The sequence below is a fragment of the Saccharopolyspora elongata genome, assembly GCF_004348985.1.
Lineage (GTDB): Bacteria > Actinomycetota > Actinomycetes > Mycobacteriales > Pseudonocardiaceae > Saccharopolyspora > Saccharopolyspora elongata.
Genome location: NZ_SMKW01000070.1, coordinates 1 through 19,679, shown reverse-complemented (window position 1 = coordinate 19,679; position 19,679 = coordinate 1). Strand labels below are relative to the sequence as shown.

Here is a 19,679-nt window from a genome sequence, read left to right as displayed (position 1 = left end):
CGGCCTGCCGCGGCAGGGACGCGACCGGCCGTTTCCCTGATCCTCACACCCATCAGATCGCTCCGGCTCTCATCGCAAAAGCCACCGCGTGCGGCCGGTTGCGCAGGTTCAGGCGATTGGTCACCCCGTAGATGACGTTCTTCACCGTCCGCTCCGAATAACACAGCTTCTCCGCGATCTCCACGGTGTCCAGCCCATCGGCCATCAACCGCAGCACATCAACCTCACGGCTGGTCAGCCCGGACGCGTTCGAACTCCGCGGCGTCAGCGCTTCACGCTGCAGATGATCGACCTGCTTGAGCAACTCGCCCAGCAGATCCGGCGGCATCACAGCACCACCCCTGGCCGCGGCCACCACGCTGTTGATCAGCCTCGTCCCGGTCGCGGCGATTCGCGGCAGCACCGCCACCACACGGGCCTCCACCGCACGCAGGACATCGGACGGATCGAGCTCGTTGGTCACCAGCACACGAGGCACCGACACCTGCTGTGCCGACAGGCGCAGATCAGCCAGCACCTGGGCACTCACTCGGTCCGCGGCGAACACGACCACATCGGCTTCGGCCGGACTCGGCACCACGAACAACTCCGACCGCGACTTCAGACAACTCACCAACCCGGCCAGGGTGATCGGGTCTGCTGCCTGCACGGCCACTCGCACTCGGTCCATCAGGATCTCCCACACGCTCCGTGACGACACACGCTCCGTGACGCTGTGACCCCAGTGTGCAAACCCCATCTTCACAAAATCTCTACACCATCTAAAGACCCCAACAACCCGCCCAAAACCCTTGCACCACCAGACGACAACACCTCCACCCCCCGGCAACCAACCATCCCCGAAACCCGCACCCACAGCGACCACCAAGACGAGAACTGACCTTTCAGGCAACCCCTTCTGTTTCCGAGGCAACCCAGAACAAACTCTGACGAGACCCACGCCACAGCCGACGCAAACGCGACGGCGTCCACTACGCCGCCAGCGGTGCACCAGCCAGGCTGAAGACCGTGGTGACGAGAACCATCCGGTGATCGTTGACCGTCACGCGCGCACTCCTCAGCGTCGACTACTAATCGACAAGCGCGGCCACAAGTCAGCTGCCGCTGCTGTTGGTGGCAGCCCGAACTCCCGCAACGGCGCCAGCGTCAAGACCAGCACAGATAGTCGCCTGGGTCGACGTCCAGCAGCAGGTCGCGCAATGCCGCCCCGTTGCCGGGCGCGGTCAGATCGCCCCGGCTCGCATCGCAAAAGCCACCGCGTGTGGCCGGTTGCGCAGGTTGAGCCGACCGGTCACGCCGTAGATGACATTCTTGACGGTCCGCTCGGAATAGCACAGCTTCTGCGCGATCTCCGCGGTGTCCATTCCATCGGCCATCAACCGCAGGACGTCGATCTCCCGGGTGGTCAGCCCGGAAGAGCTCAAGCCGCGGGGCGTCAGCACTTCCCGATGCAGGTAGTCGATCTGCTTGAGCAACTCGCCCAGCAGATCGGGCGGCATCATGCCCCCGCCGTTGGCCGCGGCGACGACGCTGTTGATCAGCCTCGTCCCGGTCGCGGCCGTTCGCGGCAGCACAGCCACCACACGGGATTCGACCACGCTGAGCACGTCAACGGGGTTGAGCTCGTTGGTCACCAGCACTCTGGGCACGGAGACCTCTTGCGCCGACTGCCGCAGGTCGGCCAGGACCTGGGTGTTGACCCGATCCGCGGCGAATACGATCACGTCGGCCTCAGCGTGGGTCGGCTCTATGACCAGCTCCGGCCGTGACGTCAGGCAGCTGGTGAGGCCGGCCAGGGTGATGGGGTCTGCTGCCTGCACGGCCACTCGCACTCGGTCCATCGGGACTCCCACACGTTGAGTGATGATGTGATCTCAGTGTGCGAAGCCCGTCTTCACGAATTCTCTATGTCGCCTCTATGTGAGAGAGCCCTGGTCAGAACTCTTGCGCGACCAACCGGCAACGGTTCCACTCGTCCAGCAGGAGGTCGATCCAGATGACGTGGAGTTGAGCCGCCTGCTCGTCCCCCGACGCACGGCACCGCAGGATGTACTCGCGAGTATCCGCCATCTCAGACTCCAGCTGCCGCAGCACGTGCTCAACATCCTCAGGCAGATCGATCGTCGCCAACGAACTCCTCCTCGACCCGACGTTTACGGACCAACCATGCCTGAATCTCGACGTGGTAGCCGATCCGGCAACCAGAACTGACCTTTCGACTAATGCACTCTGCCTGGTAACACCCCGCCGGCGACGAAACACGCCTCATGGAGAGCCGCTCAACCGCTGCGTCGTGTTCGGGTCGAACACGTGGACCTCGGCGGTATCGCGCACTGCGACCTGGATCCGCTGACCGATGTAGGGCGGGGTCCGGCCATCCACGCGGACGACAATGCGCTGCTCCGACCCAGCAACAACGCAGTGCACATAGGCGTCCGAGCCCAGTTCTTCAACCAGTCGCACGATGAGTTCAAAACCTTCCTCGTCCGCCCCGACCAGTCGCAACGACTCCGGCCGCACCCCGAAGGTCACCTCCGTCAACTGCTTGGCGGAGGCATCCGAAAGCGCCTCCCGGGGCAACGCGACCGTCAGTCCGCCGATCACGACACCGGCCGCGTCCAACGGCAGGTCCAGCAGGTTCATTGCGGGCGAGCCGATGAAACCCGCGACGAACGAGTTCGCCGGGGCCTCGTACAACTCCCGAGGGCTGGCGCACTGCTGCAGCACACCGTCGGCGAGCACCGCCACCCGGTCCCCCATCGTCATCGCCTCGACCTGATCGTGCGTCACGTAGATCGTCGTCGTCCCCAGGCGCTGTTGCAGCGACGCGATGTTCGCCCGCGTCTCCACCCGAAGCTTGGCATCCAAATTGGACAGGGGCTCGTCCATCAGGAATACGCTCGGCTCCCGCACGATCGCACGGCCCATGGCGACCCGCTGCCGCTGCCCACCGGAGAGCGCCTTGGGCTTGCGGTCCAGGTACTTGGTGAGATCCAGCATCGCCGCGGCTTCGGCGACCTTCTCCTTGATCTGGGAGCCGGGCATGCGTCGAAGCTTCAGCGCGAAACCCATGTTCTCCGCAACAGTCATGTGCGGGTACAGGGCATAGGACTGGAAGACCATCGCGATGTCGCGGTCCTTCGGCGGGAGGCTGCTCACCGCACGGGGGCCGATGCGGATCTCTCCTTCGTCGACTTCTTCCAGGCCGGCCACCATGCGCAGGGCGGTGGACTTGCCCGATCCTGACGGACCGACCAGGACCAGGAATTCACCATCGGAGATGGAAAGATCGAGCCGATCGACGGCGCGCACCTGCGAAGCACCGCCGTAGACCCGCGATGCCTCCACGTAGGCGACTTCTGCCATGCCGTTTCCTCCATGTCTTGCTGGGACTGGATCTGGTTCCGAAGGGGTTGCTCAGCTCGGACGGCTCGGCCGGTGCCGACGATCACCGTCACGAGCACGTTGGATTACTGACCACGCCCGCCGAGGTCGATGGACCGCTCGGGATCGAGCGCCTCGAAGTCCGGCAGCACCTGGACCTTCAACTCGGCGCCGCTGCGGGTCAGTTTCAAAGCTTCGTCGAAGCTCGCAAGCGGCAAGGCGTGAGTCAGCAACGGATCGGTTCGGATCGATCCTGATGCGATCAGTTCGAGCGCGACGCCGAAGCTGTTGAGCACGGCCATCGAGCGATTCAGCTCGGCTTGCAGATCGTAGAGCGGAACTCGCGCCAACTGGATACGCCCGCTCGCGTGGGGCGTCCCGAACACGAGCAGCCGGCCATCGGTGTGTATCGCGTCGAACGCACCCTCCATCGCCTCCGGATCACCGGTGCAGTCGATCGCAACATCGAACTTCTCACCGCCGACCTGGGCGATGTCCGTGGCAACCGCAAACGCGCCGAGGTCCATCGCGAGATCCAGCAGCCCCGGGTCGCGGTCAACGAGGGTTACCTTGACACCGCTGAGTCGCTGCACCTGCAGCAACAGCAGCCCAGTCGCGTTCGCTCCCACGACCAGTGCACGCTGCCCAGCGACGACGCCGAACCTGCGCACGGCCCTGAGTGCACGCGAGGCCGGTTCGACCATCGCTGCCTGCGCCCAGGTCATCGAGTCCGGCATCCGGTAGCAGTTGGCGGCGGGCACAGCGACGTATTCCGCGAACGCACCGTTCACCGTCTCACCGATAGCACCGCGCTGCTCACACTCCATCATGTAATCCGAACAGCACGCCGCGCACTGCCCGCAGGGCAGGATCGGATCGACCGTCACACGATCCCCGACCCGCCACTTCCTCGCCGCGCCTGGCCCCAATGCAACGATCTCGCCGCTGAACTCATGCCCCGGCACGATCGGATACGGCACGGAAGCAAGCTCGCCGTCGGCGATAAGCACGTCTAGCCCGCAGACCCCGCACGCACGGACCCGGACAACTACCTGCCCCAAGCCCGGTTCCGGATCAGGCGCCTCACCCACACCGATCACCCCCGGCCAGCTGATGACGGCAGCCCGCATCGGCAACGCACCCTCCTCAACACCGTTGTCGCCCCACCCCGGAATTGCGCTCAATTGAGCACCAACGTGGCCCAACACCCAACAAGACCGCAGGACATTAAAAGACCAGATACGACCCCAAGCCAGACCATGAGAAAGATCCAGGACCCTACATCCCCGCCACCTTGCCCATTCGCGCAATGAGGGAGTGTCTGATTAACGGCTCTGTCGCACTTTCGGCTCTGTCGCACTTTCGGTGGTGCTGCCGGTCGTGCGTGCGGGTTTTGTCATGATCAAGTGTGCTTGATGTGAAAATCCTTGCCAGCGTGGTGTTTTCAGGGTTAGCGGCGTTGGTGATCGAGGGTGTGGAGGACGCCGGTGAGGTGATCGTGGTGCGGGCGGCATCTCTGGCACGGGCTGGCCGAGGCCGCCGGCAAGGAAGTCGCCGCCCACAGTCACTGCTGGGCCGGCGCGACCGGACTGCGGCAGGAACGGCTGGCCGAGACCACCCTCCAGCGCTGGCAACAGATCCACGACCTGCTCGACGCAGGGGTGGGTCTGCTGGACTGCTCCCGCCGTCTCGGGCTGGCCCTCAACACGGTCAAGCGTTATGCCCGTGCCGAGACCCCGGAACGGATCCAGCGCGTCCCGAAATACCGGCCCACCCTGGTCGACCCCTACCGCGACCACCTCCGCACCCGCCGAGCCGAGGACCCGGGCGTGCCGATCACGCAACTGCTCGGTGAGATTCGTGAGTTGGGTTATCAGGGCAGTTCGAACCTGCTCTACCGCTACCTCAACCAGGGACGACACCTCGACGACCAGACCCACCTCTCACCCTGCCGGGCCACCCGCCTGCTGCTGACCGAGCCACAGAACCTGACTACAGAGCAGACTGCCACCCGCGATCGCCTCGCCGCGGCCTGCCCCGAAATCACCGAACTGGCCACGCTCATCGGTTCCTTCGCCGCACTACTCAAACCCGCCGACGACAACGACGACCGGTTATGGGAGTGGATCACCCGTGCCCGCGCTATGGGCCTGTCCCACGTGCATTCCTTCACCCGCGGACTTGATCAGGACCTCGCCGCCGTCACCGCCGCACTCACCCTGACCCACCACAATGGACGGACCGAAGGCGTCAACACTAAAACGAAAATGCTCAAACGACAAACCTACGGCCGCGCAGGCTTCAAGCTCCTCCGCCACCGCATCCTGCCCGCCTGAAACTCGGGCACTCCGTCACCACCGAAAGTGCGACAGAGCCGCGGCCATGACCTGCGTGACCCTGTACCGAGGAGCCGATGCCGCCGGTGCCGGTAGCCAACCCCATCGTGCGCGGCTGGATGCAGTACTACGGGGCGTTCTACCGCTCCGCGCTGCATCCCTTCCTGCAACGCATCAACGCCTACCTGATGCGTTGGATCCGCAAGAAACACAAGCGACTGCGGCAGTACAAGAAGGCGAAGGCATGCTGGGGCAGGATCACTACCCAGTACCCGCGCATGTTCGCCCACTGGCACTGGACCCATATTCGAATGCACAGTCCCCGTCGCGCTGATGGATTGGATTCGGCGCAGGATCAAAGGTGCCACACGCCCGTCAGGAACAGCACGTTGCCCAGCAGCAGACTGAAGAACCCGATCGCGAACACGTGCCGATGCCGGCGACGGTGAACGAACGGATCCGGAACAGCGCGGAGTTTACCACCGGGACCGGATGCCGCACCGAGCGCAGCACGAACGCGACGAACAGCACCACGGCCGCGCCCACCGTCGCGAGCACCGCGGTCGACCCCCACCCCCAGGCCCCTGACCCTTGACCATCGCCAACGCGACCGCGGCCACCGCCCCCGCGACCATTGCGGCGCCGAGGAAGTCGGGCAGCCGCCCCTGCTGGTCGCGGCTTTCGCGGAGCAGCCGACGGGCGGGAATCCGCATCGGCAGGCCGATCACCAGGTTCACGAAGAACACGGCAGGCCAGCCCAGCCAACTGGTCAGGAATCCGCCGAGGGACGGGCCGGTGGCCGCCGCGACCGCACCGGTGGCCGTCCACAACGACGTCGCCGTCGCCCGCTGTGTCACCGGGAACTCCGGCAACGCCAGGCTCAGCGACGTCGGCAGCAGCACCGCACCGGCCATCGCCTGCACCACCCGCGCGGCGACCAGCACTCCCAAGCTGCCGGCCAGCCCGCACACGACCGACGCGGTCACGAACAGCACGACGCCCACCAGGAACAGGCGCTTGCGGCCCAGCCGGTCGGCAAGTCGCCCGGCAGGCACCAGCGCGGCGGCGAACACGATGTTGTACGCGTTGAGAACCCACGACAGATCGCCCAGCGAGTCATGCGAGAAAGACCGCTCGATGCGGGGAAAGCGATGTTGACGATCGTCACGTCCAGCGTGGCCATGAACGCCGCGACCGAGGTCACGATCAACACCTGCCACCGCCGAGGCAGCCACCGCCGAGCTCCAACTTACGTCATAAAAGGAACATTGGAGGCGCGGCTTTCATCACGTAACCATCAGATTGAGCCGGAAGGGAAGGACGTCACCGACTCCACGGCGCTCGCGGGTGGAGTCTCATAGGGTCTGCCACGGGTGCTGTCGACCGCGTAGCGCAAGGGCCGTCGTTTACTCCAACTCCATCGTGCGCTCGAGGTCCAGGGCCAGGCGTAGCGCCAGACTGGCGGGGTCGAGGTGGCGGCCGAGGATCGTCTCCGCGCGCTGAACGCGTTGGGTCACGGTGTTGGGATGGATGCCGAGGCGCTGACCGCACCGGGTCGGGCTCGCGTGTGCGTCCATGTAGTGCCGCAGCGTCTTGATCAGACGTTCGCCGTCTTCGTGGCTGCGCAGTGCCCCGAGGTGGTCATCGACGAACCGCGCGGCCATCTCTCGGTCCTGCGTGGCGAGCACGGTGACCGCGACGTCGGGGAACCGGGTCGGTGCGGGAGTGTGGAGCGCTGTCAGGTCGACGCACGACAGGGCTTCCCGGTGGGTGTGGTGGAACCCGCGGATTCCGCGGCGCGGGCTTCCGAGAGTCAGCCGGATGGTCCTGGGCAGCGAAACCGCGGCCAGGTCGTCGAAGGTCGAGTTCTTGCACGGGGTGAACCAGCCGTGGATGACCGAGGAATCGGTCGTCACGGAGACGTGTTGCCGAGCGAACCCGAGGAGCTCCCGTCGTGCGAGTTCGGATACCTCCTCGTGTTTCATGGGGTCGACGCTCCAGGCCACGTACCCGATGTGCACCTCATCGATGCGATAACCGAAGAGCTCTCTCAGCTCGCGCACGCCCCCGTTGCCCGACAGCACGGCGCGGACGATCTCGTTGCGCCGCGAATTCGTGGCCCGCATGAGGCTGTCGCGAGCCCGGTTGTAGGTGGTTATCGTCTCGCCGGTCATGGACTGCATGTACTCGAACAGGCGGATGGAACCCGACTCGAGCGCCTCGGCGCGACGCGCAACGGTCCACGACTGCTGTTTGCGAAGATGGCTGGTGAATTCGTTCCAAATGGCGGCGTGGCCCAGCTCGTAGGAACGAAGGACGGCCGACAGGGGAATGTTCGAGCGAGCCATCAGGTACGCGAAATCCTGCGCCGGTTTCGGAAGATGCGGGTCCGGGTTCGAACCCATGAAGGTGGCGCGCATGCCCGGCAGGTGCGAGACGATGGACGCGCGCAACGCCTCCAGCGTGTCCGGATCGGCCGCTCCGAGCTCGGGAATCTCGGCGTGGAGCTGATCGGCGAGCCCGGAGAATTTCAGGCGTCCGTGCTGGTCGAGCCAGTTCACGAACGGCTCCAACGGTAGCGGGTTGCCGCCCACCTTCGCATCCAGCATTTCGACACTATGGAGGACACCGGGAGAGCCGTCCACCCCAGGGTCTCGGCAAAGTCGTGATGTGCTGGTTTGACCTGCGGTGACGGCGTGTCGTTGGGGCGGGCACGGTAACGACGCGGTGATGATCGAAGTCGCCAAACACCGATCGTCCGGAAGTCGTCGCCGTGCCCGCGTTGTCATCATCTCCTGTCCTGGATTGCCCGGTCGAGTCGGGCCCTGCCCGGCCCGCACCCGTCGTGGACGTCGGCTGGCCGGTCCCCCAGGGATTGCTGAAGGTGCTGACGGGCGTGGCCGATCCCCGCAAGCGCCGGGGCGTGCGGCACCGTCTGGCGGTGGTGCTGGCCATCGCACTGGCGGCCACACTCGCCGGCCACACCACCATCGCCGCCGCCTGCCGACATCACGCCCGCGACTCCAACCGCCCCGTCGAACTACTCCTCACCAGCTGAAACCAGACTTTGCCGGGCCCCTGCGTCCACCCCGGTCGTTCCGTATGTGATCCCGCCACACAACGGTGTATCAGCAATGGGCATTGGCACTGCTTGAGTCTGTCGCAACGATGGCACGAGTTACTTCCACTGAGAAGGGACCTGGCATGAGGTCAGTGGCAGCGACAATCTGTTGTTGCAGGCGCCGACGGGTGCGGCGATGACGACTCGCGCAGAGCTGTGTGGATTACGGTCTCGCGGATTCGTCGGGGTTCGCCGGCTATCCGTACCCGGGGGAGACGGTGCTCTCGGTACCGGCGATCGTGCGTGGGGCGAGCGGGTGGCCGGTGCGTCCAGCCAATCAAGCGGGTTTCCGGCGCTGGTCGGGGACCGCGATGGCAACGAGCTGCTCGCCGCGCGGAAGGCCTAACTCCCGGAAAGACTGATCCGAGCTTTCTGGCCGCGAGATGCCCTGGCATTTCCAGAACAGGGGACAGTCATGCAGGGCAGAACAATGGAGAAAATCCGCGTGGCCATCCACGCACAGGATTACTTTACGCGCATGGGACTGGCGAACTGCTTGGGTGGAGACACCCAGCTCATCGAGGCCAGGAGCGACAACGCCGATGTTGTCGTGATCGCCATCGAAACCGCCGAAGCGTCCACCATGAAGGAGCTGCAGGTGTTCAGGCCCGACACTGCCACCCCCCTGCTCCTCATCGTGGGCGATCGATGGCACGCCGACATCTCCGCAGCGGCGGAGTGGGGTGTCCGCGCGGTCCTGTGGCGCCGGCATTTCTCCGCTACGACTTTCATGCAGGCCATTCGTGCGGTCGGCAGCGGTGGCGGATACTTCCCCGCCTCACTGCAGGGCGCACTCATCGAGCAAATCGTGCGCACCTACCGCGAAGTACTCGCACCGCAAGGCTTGAACCCTTCCGGGTTCACCAACCGCGAGATCGATGTCCTCCGCCTCGTCGCCGAAGGATTCGATCTCCAACAAATAGCTGACAAACTGCACTACTCAGAACGCACGGTCAAGAACATCCTCTACCAGTTCATGAAGCGGTTCGGCCTCCATAACCGCGCTCACGCCGTCTCCTACGCAATCCGCTCCGGTCTCATCTAATTCCAGCCGAATATTTCCGTACTCCTCACCAGCTGAAACCCGACTTTGCCGGGCCCCTGCGTCCACCCCGGTCGTTCCGTATGTGATCCCGCCACACAACGGTGTATCAGCAATGGGCATTGGCACTGCTTGAGTCTGTCGCAACGATGGCACGAGTTTCGCTCGACCCCAAAGGAGAGTCCGATGTCGAAATCTTCTGGCGGTCTGCTTTCAGGCCTCGAAGTCGCGGTCACCGTGGACGACCAATTCCAGTGGACCGGGATCCCGTTTCCCGAAGGGCATGGTCCGCACACCGTGTCGAAGAAGATGATGAAGGCTTTTGAAGCCTATGGGGTTCCCGGCGTTTACGCCTTCAACAGCACTGCGCCGACGGAGGAAGATCCGCGCGTGCTCGACATCCTCGATGACTGGTGCGCCGCCGGGCACTACGTCGGCAACCACACGCACCAGCACATCAGCCTCAACTGGCTGGACGTCGACACCTACCTCCGCGACATCGAGACCAGCGAGCGGCTGTTGAGCAGGTGGATAGAGGCATCGCCGTCGCGCTACTTCCGCTACGCCTTCGCCATGGAGGGCGACAGCGCGACCAAGACGCGCCAGGTCCAGACTCACCTGAGCCAAAACGGGTTCCTGTCCTCCCCGGTCACGCTCTGGTTCTACGACGCCCAGTTCATGGTCGCCTATGACCGCGCCCTGCGGCTCACGGACCGGGCAGCGCAGCGCTGGATCGAGGACACCTTGGTCGACACCGCGATCGAGCAGATTGAAAACCAAGCAGCCGCGGCTACTGCCGCGCTCGGCCGGTCACCGGCGCACATCATGCTGATCCACGGCACGACGGTCGCCGGTGCGACCATCGAGCGGATCCTCGGTCGGCTCACCGAGGAAGGCGTCGTGTTCGTCACCTCGGAACGGGCGATGGCCGACCCTGCCAACGTGATCGGTTCGCCGGTGACCACCCGCCAGTTCCGCAACTCGACGCAGAAGTGGGCCGAGCACGCGGGCGTGTCCATCCCGGATGTTCCGCCGGCGGTGCTCGCCGAGGTGGAGAAGGCGGCTCCCATCGAGGGCATGAGTTACGACGAGGTTCTTGGCCGGGCGATCCAGGAGTGGACGCGCCGGGTGCCCTTCACTCCGGTTCCGGCCGACTTCCACTGAGAAGGGACCTGGCATGAGCGAACCGCGAATCCACTCAGGCGGAACTTCTCAGTCGCTGGAGACGCTGCGCACCCGTGCTGCGCGGCTGGCATCGGCCCTCAACGCCGACGGGATCGGTCCGGGCGACCGCGTCGCCGTTGTCATGCGCAATGACATCGCGTTCGTGGAGGTGACGCTCGCGGTCGGGCTCGTCGGGGCTGCCCCGGTTCCGATCAACTGGCACTGGACGGGGGACGACCTCGCACACGCGCTGGCCGACAGCCGCTCCCGGCTCGCGGTGGTCCACACCGACCTGCTGCCGGCCGTGGAGTCCAGCGCACCCGGGCTGCCGATCATCGAGGCGGAGATACCGCCCGGGGTGCGGTGCGCCTACGGGCTGGCCGAACAGCCGTCCACCGGAAGGTGGCCGACGCTGTCGCAACGCATCGACGACCACGAACCCCGCACCGAACCCTCACCTGCCGCCCCGATGAGCGTGATCTACACGTCCGGCACCACCGGGCGGGCCAAGGGAGTGCTCCGCGACCCGGTCGCGGTGGCCGACCGCCCGACGTTGCTGGCCAACATCGCGAAGCTGTGGCACCTGGCTCCAGCCGAGACGACCCTCATCCCCGCGCCGCTCTACCACTCCGCTCCGAACGTGCACGCCACCTTCGCCGTCGCGCTGGGCATGAACTTGCACATCATGCCTCGCTTCGACGCCGAGGAGTTCCTGCGGCTGGTGCAGGAGCACCGCGTCAACAGCGTGCAGATGGTTCCTACGATGTTCAACCGGCTGCTGCAGCTGCCCGAGCAGGTGCGGCGTTCCTACGACCTCTCCTCGCTGAAGGCCATCGTGCACGCGGCCGCGCCGTGCCCGCGGCACGTCAAGGAAGCCATGATCGGCTGGTTGGGTCCGATCGTGCACGAGTACTACGGCGGCGCCGAGGTGGGTGCCTTCACCGCCTGCGACACGGCGGAGGCCCTGAGCCGTCCGGGCACCGTCGGGCGCCCGATCCTTGATGCCGATGTGCGCATCGTCGGCGAGGACGGAACTGACAAGCCGGTGGGCGAGGACGGCATCGTCTACGGGCGCTGCTTCACCGGCTGGCCGGACTTCACCTACATCGATGACGAGCCCAAACGCCGTCAGATGGAAAGGGACGGCTACCTCACCCTCGGCGACATCGGCCACCTCGACGACGAGGGCTATCTCTACCTCAGCGACCGGCTCAACGACATGGTCATCTCGGGCGGCGTGAACATCTACCCCGCCGAGGTCGAGGCGTGCCTGCTCGACCTCGAGGGGGTCGCCGATGTGGCCGTGTTCGGCATCCCCGACCCCGACCTGGGAGAGGTGCTCGCCGCCCACATCCAGCCGATCCCCGGCGCGATCCTCCACCCGGCCGAGATCCGGACCCACGTCGGCTCCCGCCTGGCGCGCTACAAGGTGCCGCGGGAAGTGGTGCTCGCCGACGAGCTGCCGCGCGAGGACACCGGAAAACTGTTCAAGCGCCGTCTCAAGCAGCAGTACCTCGAGGCGGCGGGGCACAACGGGGACGAGGGGGTTGCATGAGTTCGTCCGTACTTCTCGAGAGCCCGGAGACCGGTATCGCGCGGGTGGTGCTGAACCGGCCCGAGCGTCGCAACGCGCAGAACCCCCAGATGCTCTACGACCTCGACGAGGCGCTGGCGATCGCGGTCCGGGACCGCACAGTCCGGGTGATCATCCTGGCTGGTGCGGGCCCCGACTTCTCCGCCGGACATGATCTCGACGAACGCGACTCGAGGATTCCCGGGCCGTCCGTGGCCACCCTCGAGGGCGCTTTCGACGCCGACGGGGTCGAGGGCAGGCACGCGTTCGAATGCGAGGCCTATCTGGGAATGTGCCGCCGGTGGCGCAATCTGCCCAAACCCACGATCGCCCAGGCCCACGGGCGTTGCATCGCCGGAGCGCTGATGCTGTTGTGGCCGATGGACCTGATCGTGGCCGGCGAATCGGCGACCTTCTCCGATCCGGTAGCGGCATTCGGGCTCAACGGTGCGGAGTACTTCACCCACGTGTGGGAGGTGGGCGCGCGCAAGGCCAAGGAAATGCTGTTCACCGGCGCTCCTGTGACTGCTGCGGACGCACATCGGCTGGGCATGGTCAACCACGTGGTCCCCGACGACGACCTCGCGGACTTCACCCTCGACCTCGCACGGCGGATCGCACGCATGCCCGAGTACGCGCTGCGGCTGGCGAAGTCCAGCGTCAACAACAGCCTCGCCGCCCAAGGCCAGGACGTGGCGCTGGAGTCGGCGTTCGCCCTGCACATCGCCGGGCACGCCAACAACCTCTCCCGCCACGGCGACATCATCGACCCCGGTGGTGTCGACACGATCCGGGCGCTGTCCCGCCAGGCATCGGAGCGTGCGCCGTGACGAATCCATCCCGAACCAGCCCACGGGAGGCAGCGTTGACCAGCGACACCCGTCCAACCATCGAAGGTTGGCTCGCCGAGTACGACGCACGGGACGCCGACGTCGCGTGGCTGCTGTGCGACCGGCACGACCCGAATGCGGTCGCCTTCACCTTCGTCGACGCCGACCTGCGGACGCACGACCTGACCTTCGGTGAGCTCGCCGAACGTTCCCGCCGACTCGCCACCGTGCTCGCCGACCACGGATTGCGGCGCGGCAGCAGAGTGCCGGTGCTCATGGGAAAACGACCGGAACTCATCGTCACGCTCGTGGCGATCTGGCGCCTCGGTGCGGTCCACGTGCCGCTGTTCACCGCGTTCGCCACCGGAGCCGTCCAGCTGCGCGTCGAGGCGGCCGGCGCCGAGCTCGTGATCACCGACCGCGCGCAGCGTGCCAAGGTCGACCCGATTCCCGGGATCACGGCACTCGACGTCGACCAGTTGGAGCGGGCCGCTGCCGACCGTGAACCCCACACCGGGCGGGAGACGGTTGGCGGCGACGGCACATTCCTGCAGCTCTACACCAGCGGCACGACGGGGCGGCCGAAGGGCGTTCCGGTGCCGGTACGGGCGATAGCCGGGTTCCGGTCGTACATGCACTTCGCCATGGACGTCACGGCGGACGACGTGCACTGGAACGCGGCCGACCCCGGGTGGGCCTACGGCCTCTACTACGGCATCGTCACCCCACTGGCCGCGGCCCGGCGCAACCTGCTGGTGGACGCCGGATTCACCCCCGAGCTCACCACGGAGGTCCTGCGACGGCAGGCGGTGACCAACTTCGCCGGTGCACCCACCATGTACCGGGCCATCGGCCGCAGCGGCCTCGTCGAGGGCGTGCGGCTGCGGCGTGCGTGTTCGGCGGGAGAGCCACTGACACCTGACATCGTGCGGTGGGCGCGCGAGACCCTCGACGTCGAGATCCGCGACCACTACGGGCAGACCGAACTGGGCATGGTCATCGGCAACTGCGCGCACGAGAACGTGGCACGTCCGCTCAAGGACGCGTCGATGGGACAGCAGCTGCCGGGCATCGTCGCCGACGTCGTCGACGGACGGATCGCGGTGTCGACCAAGAGTCCGCTGTTCTGGTTCACCGGGTACCGGGGAGAGCCCGAGCGCACCGACGAGCGCTTCACCGGGGACGGCGCCTGGTACCTCACCGGCGACACCGGACGTGTCGATGAGGACGGCTACTTCTTCTTCACCGCACGGGACGACGACGTCATCCTGGCCGCCGGATACCGGATTGGACCGTTCGACGTGGAGAGCGTGCTGATCACCCACCCCGCTGTCGCCGACGTCGCCGTGGTGGGGCAGAAGGACCCGGACGGTATGCGCGGCGAAATCGTGGTGGCCTATGCCGTTCTCCTCGAAGGTGCCAAGCCCGGAGACGACCTCGTTCGGGAGCTTCAGGCGCACGTGCGCGAGCGTTACTCGGCCCATGCCTACCCCCGACTGATCCGGTTCGTGGACGCGCTCCCCAAGACACCCAGCGGGAAGGTGCAGCGGTTCAAACTGCGCGAGCTCCACGCTGACTGACGAACGCACTCGCCAGCTTCCGAAACCCACGCGATTCCAGGAGAAACATGCGCATTGATCCGACAACGGCGGCTGTGGTGACTGGAGGTGCTTCTGGTCTCGGCGAAGCGACCGTGCGGCGCCTGTACCGCGAAGGCGCTTCGGTCGTCATCGCCGACCTGCCCTGCTCCTCAGGTCAGTCGCTAGCTGACGCCCTCGGAGAACGCGCGGTTTTCGTGCCCGCCGATGTTCGAGAAGAAGCGGGAGTGTCACGTGCACTCGATGCCGCTGAGGAATTCGGCGGGCTGCGAGTGGTCATCACGTGCGCCGGGATCGCGACACCGGGGCGGATCCTGGGAAGCGGCGGCCCGCTCTCGCTCGACGAGTTCAAACAGGTGCTGGACATCAACCTCGTCGGCACGGTCAACGTGCTCAGACTCGCCGCCGCGCGGATGTCCGCGAACGAACCGGTCGACGGCGACCGAGGCGCCGTGATCATGACCTCCTCGATCTCCGCCTACGACGGCCAGATCGGCCAAGCCGCTTATGCCGCCAGCAAAGGCGGTATCGCCGCGCTGACGCTCAGCGCCGCGCGTGACCTGGCCGAACACGGGATCCGCGTGAACACCATCGCCCCGGGCATCTTCGCCACACCCCTCATGCTCGGCCTTCCCGACAAAGCACGGAAAACCCTCGAACAGCGCGTACCCCATCCGCCCCGGCTCGGCACACCGGAAGAGTTCGCCTCGCTCGCCGCACACATCATCGACAACCAGATGATCAACGGCGAGGTAATCCGCCTCGACGGCGCCCTACGAATGCCACCGAAGTGACCGTGATCCCCAGGCAGCGCACGAATCGTCCCGGTACTCATACGCCGTCGACAAGGCGACGGCTCTTCAGATCGGCCTCGAATTCCTCCAGTGAGCAGCCATCCACTCCGGCGGCGCCCTTGTTGGCCTTCACCTTCAGATACGCTTCCCACACCTCCCGCTTCGAAATCTCAAACGGCTTGTCTGGTGACTTCAACTGGTTCACGCGACTCCTCCCAGGCTGGCGCCCGGTTGATCGAACGAACAACAGCCACGGATGACCCGGCCCCTTCGCTCCACCCCTATTACCAGGGCTTCCTCACTACTACGAGCCGGTCCGCCAGCGCGTCCCGCGCCGGTACTCAATCCCTTGCGGTTCAGCCGCTTGGGACACTCCCTCTTGCCAACCCCGATCAGGGCGGCGGTGTCGGGACACGCTTTCCCACGTTCCGTGCGAGAGCAGCAGATCAGGCTCACGTCGCCTCCATGCCGGACATCGCCTGGCCAGTCAGCGGGCACCCGCCAGACTCCTCCCGGAGCAACGGGAAACGCCCCGGTTCTGATGCCACCTGCAATCATTAACGACACGTCCTCAGCGATTCGCTTGCGCTCGTCTTCCTGATCCCCGCCTGACGTCTCTCACGACGCCTTTTCCCTCATCGCTCACCACGACGGTCTTCAGCCAACGCAGCATGTGGCGGCTTGATGCCTCCCCCCGCAGGGCGGCACCGAAGGGCCAATCCTTCATCTCTCACACAGCACCGCAGTCAGAAGCTCTGCCTAAATGGACGCTCCTTCCTGCGTTCGTGGCGCACTCCCGTAATGATCAAGTATTGGTGCTGGGCATGGGAAAGGCGTGGCCGCTCCACGACCCGCCCGGCCGCAGACTTGGAGACATCGAACACCAACGCGACCTCTGCTCAGCGCCACGACCTCGCACGATGCCCACCAGCTTGCCGAACTGCCGCACCGACAGCCCCGTGAACGTCGGTATCCACGCCGGCTGGTCAACCCCGATCACCTGCACCAGCACATGATCCACCACACGCCCAGACCCGCGATTACGGGACAACCTTTAGCCAGCTGCTCGAGCATGCCTGTGTAGGCAGTCACCGAGGTACTTTCGGGCAAGCTGAAACGTTGGTCCTTCGTCGCCTTTATGCCTCCCGCATAGGCTTCATCGCGTCCACACTGATCAAGCAATGGACCCCATGTCGATCAATAGGCGAATCTGAGAATCCTCCGTGCTACTCAGTGCTCGACGCCACCGCTGGCGGTATCGCCTTTCCGTCTCATCGCCGGGCCGTCTTGTCGGCGACGGTCAAGAAGAAATGGTGTCCATTGAGAATGTCTTTTCGAATACATCTCGGCGTACCGCGCCGAGGCGGAAAGCTAGTACGTACCGACGAAGAGGAGAACGACCGTGGCTAAAGTAGTGGAATCCCTGCACTCGTCGGAAGATGTACACGCGCTTCCGCATCCCCGATCCAAGAACCAGGGGCAAGTCGAGCAACTTCCCGAGTTGACTCCGGCACCGTTGATGGAGCTGACCACGGGTTTTTGGAGCTTCAAGAGCTTCGCCGCTGCTGTCGAGTTGGAGCTGTTCACCAAGCTCTCCCGCCTCGGCTCCGCCACGGTCGAAGAAGCGTCCGAGGCACTCGGGCTGCCCGATCGGCCCACAGATCTGCTACTGGCCGCGTGCGCGTCCCTGGGGCTGCTGGAGAAGACCGGGAATGAATACCGCAATGCGCCGGTCGCGGAAGAATTCCTCGTGGTGGGCCGTCCTTATTACTTCGGCGGCTTCGTCCGGTTCTGCGATCAGCGCGAGTACCCGGCCTGGCACCGGGTGGTTCAAGCGCTGCGCACGAACCGGCCCACCACTTGGGATCCCGCAACCCAGGACTCACCGTTCGCCGCCGAAGATCCGGTGATGATGAGCCTGTTCTGGGATGCCATGTACTCCATCTCCACGTTCACCGCCCGAGCGCTGGGCGACTCCTACGATTTCACTGCGCACAACCGGCTGCTGGACGTCGGGGGCGGGCAGGGAGCGTTCCCGATCGAGCTGTGCCGTCGCTACCCGCACCTGTCGGCTACCGTCTTCGATCTCCCACACGTGTGCGACCTCGCCACGGAAAAGATCGCGGAATCGGGCCTGGGCAGCGTACTCGATACGACCGCCGGCGATTTCCTCGACGACGAGCCGCTGCCCAGCGGCTACGACGTGATCTTGCTGAGCATGATCCTCCACGACTGGGACGAGGCGAGCAACCGTCGGCTGCTGGCCAAGTGCTACGCGGCGCTTCCGCCGGGCGGTGCAGTTGTCGTGTGCGAACTCGTACTGAACCCCGAGCGCACCGGCCCTCCCGCCGCCGCCCTGATGGGAATGAACATGCTCATCGAGACCGAGGGGGGCAAGAACTACTCGCAGACCGAGTACACAACGTGGCTTGTCGAGGCCGGGTTCGAGCAGCCGAGCGTTGTTCCGCTGGCCGCGGCCGGCGCGAACGCCGCCATCGTGGCCATGCGGAGGTAGCAATGCCCACCGTCTCCCGCCCCGTCGTGGGGCTACCGCCGCATGTGCTGGATCAAAGCGACGTCCTGGACCATTTGACGCGCCGTCTGCGGGACAACCCGAAACTCTCCGCCATCCGACGGGTGCTGGAGAACACCTCCGTGCAGTCCCGGCGCGCCGTGATCCCTCTGGATGAGATCGTCGCGCACACGGGGCTGAGCAAACGCAATGGTCTGCACCTCGAACACGCCGTCGCACTGGCTACCAGCACCGCCCTTGATGCCCTGGACGCAGCCGACTGCACCACGAACGACATCGATGCGCTGGTGGTTGCCAATTGCACCGGCCACGCTCTACCTGGCGTGGACGCACATCTCGTCAACACGCTCGGACTTCGCCCGACCGTACGCCGCACGCCCATCGCTCAGATGGGCTGTGCCGGCGGTGCCTACGCGCTCGCCCGGGCCGCCCAGGATCTCGCGGCTCACCCTGATGCAACCCACGTCCTGGTCGTCGCGGTAGAACTCCCCTCTTTATCTTACCAAGCGGACGATCTCACCATTTCCAGCCTCGTCTCCGGCGCCTTGTTCGGGGATGCGTGCGCGGCCACTGTAGTCTCGGCTGACGACACGCGCAGCGGCCTCCGACTAGGTGTCTCCTGGGAGTACATCCTGCCGGCCTCCCTCGACGACATGGTCTACCGCGTCGATGAGGTGGGCTTTCACTTCGAAACCCTGCCATCCGTCACCGACTGCATCATCAGAACCGTTCCGCACCTGGCGGAGTGGCTCCGCACAAGCAGCCCCGGCCCGCAGTGGACCCCGCAGTTCCTCATCTCCCACACCGGTGGCCCCAAGATCATGGACGCGCTCAGGGACGGACTGGGCTGTTCCGAAGAACTGTTCGCGTGTTCACGTGCCAGTCTTCGCGAACTCGGCAATACCGCCAGTGTCGCCGTCCTGGACGTCCTCGCGCGAGCTTGGCGCCAAGCGAGCGCGCCCCCAGCGGCAACAGGGTTGCTGGTCGGCTTCGGACCCGGCGTCACCACCGTGGCCATCCGCGCCTCTTGGAACTGAAGAACCCCGCCAGCACGCGGTACTTCCGAAACCGGCCCCCAAGAAGACCAGCGGCGCCCGATCGCTGGTCGGTAACCTCCCGGGATTCCGATGGCGACGTGGCGAACGTGGCGGCATGCCAAAGTTGATCAGCCTCCAACTTGACGTCCTCCCCACGGCTAAAGCCCGGGGGATTCCAACCAGCGCTAACGCCGGTCGAGGTTCCTGCTTCACGGACCGCCTAACGACGAGGTCTCCACAGGCTGTCACCGCCCGTCCGGCGGCGAG

19 protein-coding genes are annotated in these 19,679 nt (G+C 65.5%); 11 read left to right on the top strand and 8 right to left on the bottom strand.

The genetic code is table 11. The annotated features are described in order from the left end of the window. Nucleotides 1-52: 52 nt before the first annotated feature. The 5 genes from E1288_RS35490 to E1288_RS35470 form a co-directional block, all read right to left on the bottom strand. Nucleotides 53-670 carry a helix-turn-helix transcriptional regulator gene (locus E1288_RS35490; protein WP_132493085.1) on the bottom strand — a complete coding sequence of 206 codons (618 nt, stop codon included), beginning with the start codon at nucleotides 668-670 and terminating at the stop codon, nucleotides 53-55. A gap of 553 nt (nucleotides 671-1,223) precedes the next feature. Continuing rightward, complete coding sequence (locus E1288_RS35485) at nucleotides 1,224-1,841, bottom strand: helix-turn-helix transcriptional regulator (RefSeq protein ID WP_132493063.1); 618 nt, start codon at nucleotides 1,839-1,841, stop codon at nucleotides 1,224-1,226. A gap of 94 nt (nucleotides 1,842-1,935) precedes the next feature. Beyond that, nucleotides 1,936-2,130: a hypothetical protein gene (locus E1288_RS35480; RefSeq protein ID WP_132493062.1), complete on the bottom strand. Its 195-nt coding sequence runs from the start codon at nucleotides 2,128-2,130 to the stop codon at nucleotides 1,936-1,938. 135 nt (nucleotides 2,131-2,265) lie between these two features. After that, complete coding sequence (locus E1288_RS35475) at nucleotides 2,266-3,366, bottom strand: ABC transporter ATP-binding protein (RefSeq protein WP_132493061.1); 1,101 nt, start codon at nucleotides 3,364-3,366, stop codon at nucleotides 2,266-2,268. Nucleotides 3,367-3,470: 104 nt separating this feature from the next. Further along, a complete protein-coding gene (locus tag E1288_RS35470) occupies nucleotides 3,471-4,514 on the bottom strand; it encodes an alcohol dehydrogenase catalytic domain-containing protein (protein WP_093277342.1) in 1,044 nt (347 codons plus the stop codon). 531 nt (nucleotides 4,515-5,045) lie between these two features. On the opposite strand from E1288_RS35470, the gene E1288_RS35465 reads away from it, so the two are divergent. Together E1288_RS35465 and E1288_RS49270 are read left to right on the top strand one after the other, a co-directional pair. Then, entirely contained in the window at nucleotides 5,046-5,720 is a 675-nt protein-coding gene (locus tag E1288_RS35465) for a transposase (protein WP_165968432.1), read from the top strand. A 77-nt stretch (nucleotides 5,721-5,797) separates the two neighbouring features. Further along, entirely contained in the window at nucleotides 5,798-6,169 is a 372-nt protein-coding gene (locus E1288_RS49270; RefSeq protein ID WP_235884044.1) for a group II intron maturase-specific domain-containing protein, read from the top strand. 27 nt (nucleotides 6,170-6,196) lie between these two features. Here E1288_RS49270 and E1288_RS35455 read toward each other — a convergent pair whose 3' ends face one another. Both E1288_RS35455 and E1288_RS35450 read right to left on the bottom strand, forming a co-directional pair. Then, a complete protein-coding gene (locus E1288_RS35455; RefSeq protein WP_132493059.1) occupies nucleotides 6,197-6,955 on the bottom strand; it encodes an MFS transporter in 759 nt (252 codons plus the stop codon). 171 nt (nucleotides 6,956-7,126) lie between these two features. Next, nucleotides 7,127-8,329: a PucR family transcriptional regulator gene (locus E1288_RS35450; RefSeq protein ID WP_165968431.1), complete on the bottom strand. Its 1,203-nt coding sequence runs from the start codon at nucleotides 8,327-8,329 to the stop codon at nucleotides 7,127-7,129. A gap of 173 nt (nucleotides 8,330-8,502) precedes the next feature. Between E1288_RS35450 and E1288_RS35445 the strand changes: the two genes are divergently transcribed. From E1288_RS35445 to E1288_RS35415, 7 genes are all read left to right on the top strand, one after another. Further along, a complete protein-coding gene (locus E1288_RS35445) occupies nucleotides 8,503-8,778 on the top strand; it encodes a transposase family protein (RefSeq protein ID WP_165968430.1) in 276 nt (91 codons plus the stop codon). Nucleotides 8,779-9,256: 478 nt separating this feature from the next. Beyond that, the gene (locus E1288_RS35440; protein ID WP_235884043.1) at nucleotides 9,257-9,886 is read left to right on the top strand and encodes a response regulator transcription factor; all 630 of its coding nucleotides are present in this window, start codon (nucleotides 9,257-9,259) and stop codon (nucleotides 9,884-9,886) included. Between the two features lie 183 nt (nucleotides 9,887-10,069). Beyond that, nucleotides 10,070-11,047 (top strand): polysaccharide deacetylase family protein, encoded by a 978-nt coding sequence (locus E1288_RS35435; protein WP_132493056.1) that lies wholly within the window; start codon nucleotides 10,070-10,072, stop codon nucleotides 11,045-11,047. A gap of 13 nt (nucleotides 11,048-11,060) precedes the next feature. Then, a complete protein-coding gene (locus E1288_RS35430) occupies nucleotides 11,061-12,602 on the top strand; it encodes an AMP-binding protein (protein ID WP_132493055.1) in 1,542 nt (513 codons plus the stop codon). Further along, a complete protein-coding gene (locus E1288_RS35425; protein ID WP_132493054.1) occupies nucleotides 12,599-13,450 on the top strand; it encodes an enoyl-CoA hydratase in 852 nt (283 codons plus the stop codon). Before E1288_RS35430 ends, E1288_RS35425 begins: the two co-directional genes overlap by 4 nt. Before the next feature lie 35 nt (nucleotides 13,451-13,485). Then, nucleotides 13,486-15,030: an AMP-binding protein gene (locus E1288_RS35420; protein WP_165968429.1), complete on the top strand. Its 1,545-nt coding sequence runs from the start codon at nucleotides 13,486-13,488 to the stop codon at nucleotides 15,028-15,030. 47 nt (nucleotides 15,031-15,077) lie between these two features. Further along, nucleotides 15,078-15,842 carry an SDR family NAD(P)-dependent oxidoreductase gene (locus E1288_RS35415; RefSeq protein ID WP_132493052.1) on the top strand — a complete coding sequence of 255 codons (765 nt, stop codon included), beginning with the start codon at nucleotides 15,078-15,080 and terminating at the stop codon, nucleotides 15,840-15,842. Nucleotides 15,843-15,879: 37 nt separating this feature from the next. Here E1288_RS35415 and E1288_RS35410 read toward each other — a convergent pair whose 3' ends face one another. Beyond that, nucleotides 15,880-16,047 carry a hypothetical protein gene (locus E1288_RS35410; protein ID WP_207954734.1) on the bottom strand — a complete coding sequence of 56 codons (168 nt, stop codon included), beginning with the start codon at nucleotides 16,045-16,047 and terminating at the stop codon, nucleotides 15,880-15,882. A gap of 1,209 nt (nucleotides 16,048-17,256) precedes the next feature. On the opposite strand from E1288_RS35410, the gene E1288_RS35400 reads away from it, so the two are divergent. Both E1288_RS35400 and E1288_RS35395 read left to right on the top strand, forming a co-directional pair. Next, complete coding sequence (locus E1288_RS35400; RefSeq protein ID WP_207954733.1) at nucleotides 17,257-18,357, top strand: methyltransferase; 1,101 nt, start codon at nucleotides 17,257-17,259, stop codon at nucleotides 18,355-18,357. 2 nt (nucleotides 18,358-18,359) lie between these two features. Continuing rightward, nucleotides 18,360-19,412 (top strand): type III polyketide synthase, encoded by a 1,053-nt coding sequence (locus E1288_RS35395; RefSeq protein WP_132493050.1) that lies wholly within the window; start codon nucleotides 18,360-18,362, stop codon nucleotides 19,410-19,412. Nucleotides 19,413-19,679: the final 267 nt, after the last annotated feature.

Bases quoted from the DNA above. Each gene is read 5' to 3' on its own strand.
- E1288_RS35450 (WP_165968431.1), bottom strand. From the start codon at position 8,329: ATGCTGGATGCGAAGGTGGGCGGCAACCCGCTACCGTTGGAGCCGTTC.
- E1288_RS35475 (WP_132493061.1), bottom strand. From the start codon at position 3,366: ATGGCAGAAGTCGCCTACGTGGAGGCATCGCGGGTCTACGGCGGTGCT.
- E1288_RS35425 (WP_132493054.1), top strand. From the start codon at position 12,599: ATGAGTTCGTCCGTACTTCTCGAGAGCCCGGAGACCGGTATCGCGCGG.
- E1288_RS35415 (WP_132493052.1), top strand. From the start codon at position 15,078: ATGCGCATTGATCCGACAACGGCGGCTGTGGTGACTGGAGGTGCTTCT.
- E1288_RS35440 (WP_235884043.1), top strand. From the start codon at position 9,257: ATGCAGGGCAGAACAATGGAGAAAATCCGCGTGGCCATCCACGCACAG.
- E1288_RS49270 (WP_235884044.1), top strand. From the start codon at position 5,798: ATGCCGCCGGTGCCGGTAGCCAACCCCATCGTGCGCGGCTGGATGCAG.
- E1288_RS35435 (WP_132493056.1), top strand. From the start codon at position 10,070: ATGTCGAAATCTTCTGGCGGTCTGCTTTCAGGCCTCGAAGTCGCGGTC.
- E1288_RS35470 (WP_093277342.1), bottom strand. From the start codon at position 4,514: ATGCGGGCTGCCGTCATCAGCTGGCCGGGGGTGATCGGTGTGGGTGAG.
- E1288_RS35490 (WP_132493085.1), bottom strand. From the start codon at position 670: ATGGACCGAGTGCGAGTGGCCGTGCAGGCAGCAGACCCGATCACCCTG.
- E1288_RS35430 (WP_132493055.1), top strand. From the start codon at position 11,061: ATGAGCGAACCGCGAATCCACTCAGGCGGAACTTCTCAGTCGCTGGAG.
- E1288_RS35485 (WP_132493063.1), bottom strand. From the start codon at position 1,841: ATGGACCGAGTGCGAGTGGCCGTGCAGGCAGCAGACCCCATCACCCTG.
- E1288_RS35395 (WP_132493050.1), top strand. From the start codon at position 18,360: ATGCCCACCGTCTCCCGCCCCGTCGTGGGGCTACCGCCGCATGTGCTG.